This is a genomic window from Streptococcus dentapri (genome assembly GCF_042649885.1).
Classification (GTDB): Bacteria; Bacillota; Bacilli; order Lactobacillales; family Streptococcaceae; genus Streptococcus; species Streptococcus dentapri.
The window spans coordinates 1-9,362 of record NZ_JBHSAC010000080.1; the positions used below are offsets into that span (position 1 = coordinate 1).

Genomic DNA, 9,362 nt, shown 5'->3' on the forward strand with positions numbered 1-9,362 from the left:
TCCATTTTTCATCTTAAAGATAAGAGACACCAAAAAAGACAAACCTCCAAAAAGAAGTTTGTCTTCGGTCTGAGGCTGGAACAAAAGTTCCAGCCTTATTTGCTATTGATTGAATAATTCTTAACCAATATTACCAGTTAGCCATGCGACAACAAAAAAGATGGCAAAACCGAAAAGATAGATTAAACCGATGATAGAAAGCCACTTAAGCCACGAGGCAATGTGGTGCTCCTTAGTATTAACTAGCTTATAGTTGAGATAAGCAAAGAAAGGTGTCGTAATAAAAGACCCAATCATGGCAAATCTAACCATATTCGCGACATCACCTGCAAAGAAATAAACGATGAGTAAACCAACGACTGATGTCAGCGTTATCCAGATATAAAGAGCCCTGGAAGAGACTTCTTTCTTATCAAAGATGAGTCGCAAGGTTTCATTATTAGCACGAGAATAGCCATCAATAACCGTAATAACTGTTCCAAAGATTGATAAGAAAGCAATAAAAGCAATCAAGAGACGAGACCAATCACCCAAAACAGAAGCATACATTTGGATAAATTGTGCAATGTAAGGAGCAGAGGCTCCTTGAATAGCTTTACCAGAACCAAATTGAATCAAAGCACCTAAAGCTAAAAAAATAAGAGCCAAGACTGCTGTACCAATATAACCTACGTTGAAATCGAAAATACCATCTAAATATGAAACTTTAACTGTCTTACGCTTTTCAACAGACCACATAGAGTTGATGGCTGAAATTTCAATCGGTGCCGGCATCCAGCCCATGAGTGATACGATAAAAGGTAGAGCGGACAATTGCCAAGGTGTTGGAGCTGTGAAATCGGGCGCATATTCACGGTGCTTAAAGAGAGCGATGACTACTGCTGCTACAGTCGCAATTGTTAAAGCTGTCATCACCCATTTAGCCAAACCATCAAGGAATTTATAACCACCGATTAGCAGCATGGCCCAAATCAAGACAATGATGATTGTTGTCAGCTGGGAAATACTGAGACCAAAACCATTAGGAAAAACATTGAAAAGAATAGCGGCACAGAGAATCCCTACTGCTGCTGTATTGACAACTGCAGAAAAAATATTCAGAATAAAGAAAATCCATAGTGTCCATTTTCCACGTTGAGCATAACCTTCAATCAAAGATTGTCCGGTTTGCAGGGTATATTCTGAACCAAAGCGGAAAAATGGATATTTAAACAAGTTAATCAAAAGAATAACGATAGCCAACTGCCAGCCATAGATGGCACCAGCCTGAGTTGAAGAAACGATGTGAGAACCACCAACGGCTGCAGAAGCCATTAGGATACCGGGTCCCATAGCTTTAAATTTTGACTGCCATGTAGAAGTCGCTTGAGTAGATTGATCTGACATAGAGATCCCCCTTAATCTATAAAATTTTCTGACTTTTCTGTCAATTGTATTTATTATAAAATCTAATTTCCTTGCTGTCAAGGCAATTGTTTGAAAATTTCTAATAATTTTCAAAAATGATTTCCCTGTCTTTCTTCGGTCAACGAACAAAACAGTCGCACCTGCTCTATCATTTTGCTATAATGAGGAAAATATAATTCATGAAAAGGATGGCTTATGAAACTCATTTCTTGGAACATTGATTCTCTCAACGCTGCACTGACTAGCGACTCATCTCGTGCGCTACTCTCCCGTCAAGTTATTGATACTTTGGTAGGACAGGATGCTGATATCATCGCTATTCAGGAAACAAAACTATCTGCTAAGGGACCAACGAAGAAACATCTGGAAATTTTAAACGACTACTTCCCTGACTATGCCATCGCTTGGCGCTCATCTGTCGAACCGGCTCGCAAGGGCTATGCAGGAACTATGTTTCTCTATAAATCCAGCTTAGAAGAACCTACTATCACCTTTCCAGAAATTAACGCTCCTTCTACTATGGATGCTGAAGGTCGCATCATTACCCTGGAATTTGACCAATATTTCGTGACGCAGGTCTACACTCCCAATGCTGGTGATGGTTTGAGACGCTTAGATGAGCGCCAAATCTGGGATGAGAAATACGCTGACTATTTGGTCGAATTGGACCAACAAAAACCCGTCCTAGCTACTGGTGACTACAATGTTGCCCACAGGGAAATCGACCTTGCCAACCCTAACAGCAACCACCGCTCACCGGGCTTCACCGATGAAGAGCGCCAAGGCTTTACCAATCTTTTAGACAGAGGCTTTACCGATACCTTCCGCTACAAACACGGTGATGTCCCCAACATCTACTCTTGGTGGGCTCAGCGCAGCAAAACCTCTAAAATCAATAATACCGGCTGGCGGATTGATTATTGGCTGACCAGTAACCGTATCGCTGATAAAATCATCCAATCCAATATGATCGATTCAGGTGAGCGTCAGGACCACGGTCCGATTTTATTGGAGATTGAGTTGTGATTTTATAAAAAGGCTTCATAAATATGGCTCTATAATATCTATAGTGGACAGTCCCATTTGATATTATGGAGCTTTTTATTAGGCACTAACTTAACGGATTCTAGTAAATCAAAGGCTAACTAAGGGCTTTACACTAGCCACTTGCTTGGCGTCATCCGCTATCCCTTGTAAATCATGATTACCTGACTGACCAATGATATGCTCTTCACCAACATAAACAGCCCCCAACAAACGCATAGCATTATTGAGCCAATCCTTTTGGGTCGTAATCCGAATAACATTACCCGTGAAATGCCTCAAATCATTTTTAATATCTGCTATCGTCTGCTTAGCTTCCGTTTTGTTAGAAGGCCAATCAAATTTTTGACGAAGAGTCTCATAAACCTTATTTCCTAGGTAGGCAACCGCAGGAATATAAAGAGGAGCCGCGTTATAGACAACAGTCTGAGCGACATTTTTCTTGATGGCAACCCGCTGAGCAACATTACCACCTAAAGAATGACCAGTGATAACTATATTCTGCACTCCATATTGATTGACCAATCGGTCGTAAAAGGCATAAGCCGGCTGATAGTGTTGACCCCGAGCTAATCCAATACCCATGATGTCCGCTCCAAGAGCATCCTGTAACTCGTTGCCATCGTTATTGGTTCCTGTGTAGGCAACAATGACTTTACCTGTCGCATTGTCTTTAAAGGCTGTCCCGCTTGTCCCTGTCTTATCATCATAGAAGTCACTGAGATAGGTCAAATTAGCAGGAATCACTCGACCAGCTTTGCGCACCTCTGCTAAAATGGTCGCATCTGTTGCCCCTTTTAAACGGGCTTTTTCAAATTCATAGGTCAAAGCTGCAGCGTCCAAGCTTGAAATACCAGAGGAACGCCCATCTAAGATACGGTTAATATCAACTCTTTGTGCATCAGAAACAAAGTCTTGATCTTTCAGAACGGCCTCTTCTTGGCTGGATTGGACCAAGGGTTCAGCCTTTGGATTCTCGTTTTGGCTAGGATAAACTGTGGTCTGTTCAGGTTTAGAGATAGCTACCGTTCCATCCGTTGCTGGTTTTCCGACAACCGATGTCGGATTCAGTTGCTCTTGGTAAGTGGCCAACTCTGAGGAACTATTAATATTCTCGATCTTCTCTTCTAAGTACCTAGCCTCTCCTTGTGCTGGCGTTGAAGAAGGAACGACGGGTTTTTGAGAAATCGATTCTTCATCTGCAGTCCCTTCCACTGGAGTGTCCAGCTCCGTTGTCACTTCTTGGGAAGATTGCTCTACTTGGGTTGCCACCGGCTGCTCACTGACCATCACTTGTGTATCCGCATTAACGGTGGATGAACCGGCGGTTAATAGCGAAACACTGGCTAGGGCAACAGTGGAAACCACTAACCATTTCTTCTTAATTTTACGTAGTTTATAGCGTGTGATAGTTTGCATGATTAAGATCTCCTTTTTTCTTCACTAAATTAAATATAGTCTTATAATCTGGTGTTGCCTAGCTGTTTTGATAAGTATAATTTGTATTTTTGATAGTGACTTAACAAATACTCATGTGTCCCTTTTTCAGCTATATAGCCATCCTCTATGAAAAATATCTTGTCTACATTTTTTATTGTTGCTAATCTATGGGTAATGAAAATTACTGTTTTTTCACTTAGATAACGTTCTACTGAAGAAAGGACTATTGATTCAGATATACTATCTAAATTTGATGTTGCTTCATCAAAAATAAAAATATCTGCTTCTTTTAAAAATCCCCTTGCTAATTGAAGTCGTTGTTTTTGACCCCCTGACAATTTTGACCCTTTTTCTCCAACAAGAGTATGCCATCCTTGCTCAAACTTTTCTATATCTTCTAATAAATTAACTTTTCTTAACGCTTCTTTTATAGTTTCATCATTCGGTAAAGAGTCTAATCCAAATGTTAAATTTTCATATATAGTTCCTGATAGTGATTCAAAGTCTTGCGCAATAAATGATATCTTTTTTCTCCAACTATCAGTACTAATTGTTCTTAAATTTTGTTGTTCATTAAATAATATTTTTCCATGAATTGGTTTATATAATTTTAATATAAGATTAATAATAGTGGTTTTACCCGACCCTGAAGGTCCAATGAATGCAAGCTTATCACCCTTATTAATCTTAAAGTTAATATTATGTAAAACATCGTGATCTCCATATGAAAATCCTATATTTTTGAATTCAAGTGACAAAAATTCATTATTATCAACATCTATACTTCCTTCATCTTCATCAGGTAAATTTCTATAAGAAGATATTACACTAACATATTGCTTAGTTTTTGCAAATTGATTTGCAAACTGGCCTATATTACTAAAAGGAGTTAATAGTTGAAATAAATAGATTAAAAACGCAATTAAAGTTCCAACTGTTAAGCTTCCCTCGCTAACACGATAACCTCCATAAGCAAAAATAAAACCTAATACAATAAATAGAACAACATAGACAATAGGACCTATAAATGAATCAACTAAGCTATATTTAAAAGAGCTTTCAGAAGTATTGAGTAATTTTTGATTATATTGTTTTTTTATTTTATTATATCCTTGATTTAATTTAATCAAATTGATACTTTGAAAAATTTCAGTCAAATAACCAGATAAACTATTTAAGTGACTTTGTTTTTTTTTAGCATATTTTCTACTGACAGCAGATAATGGGGTTAGAAAAGCAACCATAAGAAGGAGGCCGCAGAAGATACATATAGATAATCCAATATCTAGCCTCAATAAAACAATAAAGGTAAGGAAAATTAAGATAACAGAGCTTATTGCGCTTGGTATAACCTCACTTAAAAACTGCCTTACAACTTCCGTATCATTAATTATCCTACTAGATAGCTCCCCACTTAAGGAAGTTTCCAAAAATGATACATCTGTTTTTAATAATTTCAAAGCAGAATCATATCTAGACTCTCTAATTTGACCTTCCGCATATGTTAGTAATAAAAATGAAGAAATAAAGTTGAATAATAAATTAGTTACAAATAATAACCCCAGTTTTACTATCATTTTTATAACTATTACTTTATGATCAATAAGTTGTTCTAATCCTTGAGGAATTAATAAATAAGCCACAGATGCAAATATACTAAATATAACCCCCAGACATAAGAATAATTTTAATTTTAAATTTTTAGGAATAATTATCTCTTTCATACAATGCTCATCCTTTTATAATTTCTTTAACTCTGACAGAGCATAATAACAATAAAAACTATCTAAAAGTTTTTCTCTATCTGTTTTAGGCTCAGATATAAAAGGATTTTTATAACCAAAGTACCCTTCATTCGTCTGATTACTAATCAAAAAATTCCAACTATCTCTATAAAAGGTATTGGGAAATAAATCTGGATAATCTGTCGCTATAATGATACACAATGATAATTCCTTTAGCTGATAGTGTCTAGCAAAATAGACAGAGTAAGCCGATAAAATTTCACACAATTTTTCTTCATTATAATTTTTTTGATTATTATAACGACTTATATAAAGTAATTGATATAAATCATCTAGTCTCAATTTTGTATCAAGAAGGGAATAGTCTATTTCTAAATTTATCTTTTTTTTAGAAACAAAATCATATTCTAATCTGTCTTTCAAATAAGTAAAAATAAAATCCTTAGATTTTAAAGTATTTACTTCCATAATCTCTTGATACAATTTTAATTTAAGTTGCTTAACGATATCATTATCTTTATCATCTAGTTCTATTAAGATTTCGGGAAAAATCATATCAGCATCCTTTAAACAATTCTTATCAAGAACCCCATAATCTCCAATAAAAAATAATAATAATTTAGAGTTGATATCATTAATATTGAATAGCCAGTTAATTAATTTTTTCTCATACATCTTTGGCATCCTCCAATAATAACTGTTTAATCTCGGAAAATACTAAATTCTCATTTTTGAAACCTTCATCCATACTCGTCATTACTAAATAATTACTTAGGGAAGCATCAATTATCCCATCATTTAAAAGATTTTCGATAGTCATATCATGATTTTGAAACATATTCACTTGAGTGGTATCTAATTTGTACAAAGAGAGACCCTTCATAAAATTAATTTGATTAACTAAATAATCATATTGATGCGTTTCCCATTCGTTCTTTCGAATGATATCACTACTAAAATAATTATCGAGTATTTGAATATCTAAACCAAACTTTCTAGCATATATAAAAAAGTGAATATGTTCTTTAACATACATAGGATAAAATTTTAGCAAGCTATCAACATCAATTCTTTGAACTAACGTATATGAGATATTATTTAGTAAATTACCAACTGAAGTATTCTCCAAATCTTTGTGATAAAAATATTTCAAATCATTAGAAATTATTAGTAGATTACAAAAGTTAGTATAAAACTCTATATCAAGCGATACTTTATTTAATTTTTTGATTATTTTTCCCATTCTTGATAGCATAATAAAGCTCCTAAGCATACTAAAGTCGTATGATAATGATGTCTAAATTCTTGATAATCATCTTTAAGCGTTAAATTTTCTGGAGCAGGAAATAATCCATTATCCATCTGTCTACTGATCATTTCATTAATAGAGTAATCCACCATCCTCATATTTTGAACTTGTTTCATATTTAAAAAAATATTATTTAACACCAATTCACCTAGAATATCTAAATCCTTTTCTATAATGCGTTCTCCCATTAAAGTCCTCAGAATAAAATCCAGATTATCGATTGAAAAATCCAAATAGTAACCACGCCCCATATCAGTGATATAAAATAAAGTATGCGTAATACTATATAGAGTAGAGGGAGTCATATAGTGAAGAGGTAAAGATTTCCCTAATACTGTTTTTTTGAATAATTCTTCATATGAAGGGAGATTATCTTTTATATTAGCCTTACTTAAAGAATATTTAACATCCATTAGCCTAAAGGGAGTTCTTTCCATAAGCAAGTCTAACTTATGCTCATTAACCATCTCTTTTAAGAAAGTATTATATTTACTAAAACCTTCAGATAGTAAAAACTCCTCTATGGTAGCTAATCCGCTAAAAGTTATAATATTTTTGTATGATTCTTTCACAAAATTATTACTATTAATTTTTGAAAAAATATAATCTCTTACAAAATAGAGATTATATTTTTCTTTCATAGAATCTGTCCAAAAATTATATAGAAAAATTAACTCGATAAAAGATTTCATCTCTCCTTCACTATCATATTGCAAGTGTTCTTCCACAAGAAAATAGTCAATATTTTTTCTTAAATAGCTAACTGTTTTTAAAATGCTAGTTTCAATATCCATTATCGCCACTCACCAATTTATTCTTAATTTTCTAATAGCTAGATAGATTACCAAGCCAATAACAACAATAGAGATATTTACCGTATTACTTGTTGTCATTAAATAGCTGAGATCTACCCCTTTTACATCTACAAGATAGAGGGGAGTGATAGCCATATAGATATGTCTTACGCTATCTCCTATAGAATCCTGAGTAAAACCAATCCCAAAAGTCTTTTCCCCAATCCTATCTTTGATGACATTATAGTAAACAACTGCATAAGTCCCCAAAGAAGCTAACAGGGAAAGTAAAAAGAGATTCCGTCCAACTTTTTTCGATTTAAAAATCCTTGTTAAATATAAAAACAGAGTCGCCAGCATAAAGTAAGAGGTCAACGACAGCAATTTTCCCACGATTTCTAAAAGACCAGATTCGCAATAAGTTAAATAAAAAACAAAATTGAGTAGTATTTGAACCCCTGCTGTTACTAATAATATCTGATTGAGAGTATATTTTAGTGTGTAATAGAAAAAACTTTGCCTAGTGTAAATAAGCCTATATAGTATATTAGTCGAATAGATGACCGCAAAGGTCGCCACCACCATAATCCAAAGACCATAAACCGTGTCTAAAATAGTAAGGTCATCAAATATTGATTTTACCAAACGTAAAATAATCTGAATAATATAGATATAAAGAAATACCCCAATATTATCTTTCAAAATGCGTCTAATAAGCGTCAACATGGCGATTAACCTCCTTATAAATAGCATCTAAAGACTGACCTGGATACTCTAACATCAACTTGTCAGTCTCTTCGTATAAAACTACTTTCCCATTGTTAATCATAATGACTTCATCAAAAAGATCTTCCATATCCTGAACTAAGTGTGTACTGATAATAGCTACACTATTAGGACGACGATAACCTTTGATAAGACTGATAAGAATATCACGTGTTAAAGGATCAACAGCTGCCAGAGGCTCATCAAAAAGATAATACTCAACATCTTGTGCCAAGGCAAAAACAAGGTGTAACTGTTCTTTCATTCCCTTAGAATAATCGGAAATCTGCTTGTTAAAATCTAATTGTAGATAGTCTAACATCTGTTCTGCTCTTTCTCTGTTGAAAGAGGAATATAGCTTTTGGAAATCATTTAAACAGCCTGTAATCGTCATATCTTGAGGAATATATGGAATATCCGGCAGCATAAAAGCACTATAAGCTTCCTTATTGAGATTTCCTGTATATTTCTGATAATAGTTAGCAACAACATTAAGGAGTGTGGTCTTTCCTGCACCATTGGGTCCTAACAAAGCGACAATTTGATTTTTGTTGGAAATTTCTAGTGATATTGATTTTAAAATCTTAGAACGTGTATAAGCAAACGATACTTGATCTATAGAAAGCAAAATATAAATCCTCCTTAAAATTAATTGATAATTAAGCTATTTATTTAATCATTAAAACAAATAGCTTAATTATCAGTTAGTTTATAAAATTCGTATCACTAATAAGTAAAATACTATATAGATTGACTTAAATTGTGTATAATATTAATATAAGTTACTTTGAATAGGTTACACTAAACTAGACAGAATTTATAAAGTGTTCTACACTAAAAGAAATCCTAAAGGAGACT

At 34.0% G+C, this 9,362-nt stretch carries 9 protein-coding genes; 1 reads left to right on the top strand and 8 read right to left on the bottom strand.

The window, feature by feature from the left end; all coding sequences use genetic code 11:
* Positions 1-120 precede the first annotated feature (120 nt).
* A complete protein-coding gene (locus tag ACFOSE_RS09170) occupies positions 121-1,386 on the bottom strand; it encodes an NRAMP family divalent metal transporter (RefSeq protein ID WP_380432661.1) in 1,266 nt (421 codons plus the stop codon).
* Positions 1,387-1,602: 216 nt separating this feature from the next.
* On the opposite strand from ACFOSE_RS09170, the gene ACFOSE_RS09175 reads away from it, so the two are divergent.
* Positions 1,603-2,433: an exodeoxyribonuclease III gene (locus ACFOSE_RS09175; protein ID WP_380432663.1), complete on the top strand. Its 831-nt coding sequence runs from the start codon at positions 1,603-1,605 to the stop codon at positions 2,431-2,433.
* A gap of 108 nt (positions 2,434-2,541) precedes the next feature.
* On the opposite strand, the gene ACFOSE_RS09180 is transcribed toward ACFOSE_RS09175, so the two are convergent.
* Genes ACFOSE_RS09180 through ACFOSE_RS09210 form a run of 7 tightly spaced genes read right to left on the bottom strand, consistent with a single transcriptional unit; the run spans position 2,542 to position 9,132 of the window.
* The gene (locus tag ACFOSE_RS09180; RefSeq protein WP_380432664.1) at positions 2,542-3,870 is read right to left on the bottom strand and encodes a KxYKxGKxW signal peptide domain-containing protein; all 1,329 of its coding nucleotides are present in this window, start codon (positions 3,868-3,870) and stop codon (positions 2,542-2,544) included.
* A 41-nt stretch (positions 3,871-3,911) separates the two neighbouring features.
* The gene (locus ACFOSE_RS09185; protein ID WP_380432666.1) at positions 3,912-5,615 is read right to left on the bottom strand and encodes an ABC transporter ATP-binding protein; all 1,704 of its coding nucleotides are present in this window, start codon (positions 5,613-5,615) and stop codon (positions 3,912-3,914) included.
* Between the two features lie 15 nt (positions 5,616-5,630).
* Positions 5,631-6,311, bottom strand: a complete 681-nt coding sequence (locus tag ACFOSE_RS09190; RefSeq protein WP_380432668.1) for a hypothetical protein — start codon at positions 6,309-6,311, stop codon at positions 5,631-5,633.
* Positions 6,304-6,891, bottom strand: a complete 588-nt coding sequence (locus ACFOSE_RS09195; protein WP_380432669.1) for a hypothetical protein — start codon at positions 6,889-6,891, stop codon at positions 6,304-6,306. The genes ACFOSE_RS09190 and ACFOSE_RS09195 overlap by 8 nt, the downstream gene beginning before the upstream one ends.
* Positions 6,867-7,739: a DUF6895 family protein gene (locus ACFOSE_RS09200; RefSeq protein WP_380432671.1), complete on the bottom strand. Its 873-nt coding sequence runs from the start codon at positions 7,737-7,739 to the stop codon at positions 6,867-6,869. The genes ACFOSE_RS09195 and ACFOSE_RS09200 overlap by 25 nt, the downstream gene beginning before the upstream one ends.
* Positions 7,740-7,748: 9 nt before the next feature.
* Complete coding sequence (locus ACFOSE_RS09205; protein WP_380432672.1) at positions 7,749-8,465, bottom strand: hypothetical protein; 717 nt, start codon at positions 8,463-8,465, stop codon at positions 7,749-7,751.
* Positions 8,449-9,132 (bottom strand): ATP-binding cassette domain-containing protein, encoded by a 684-nt coding sequence (locus tag ACFOSE_RS09210; RefSeq protein ID WP_380432674.1) that lies wholly within the window; start codon positions 9,130-9,132, stop codon positions 8,449-8,451. The genes ACFOSE_RS09205 and ACFOSE_RS09210 overlap by 17 nt, the downstream gene beginning before the upstream one ends.
* Positions 9,133-9,362 lie beyond the last annotated feature (230 nt).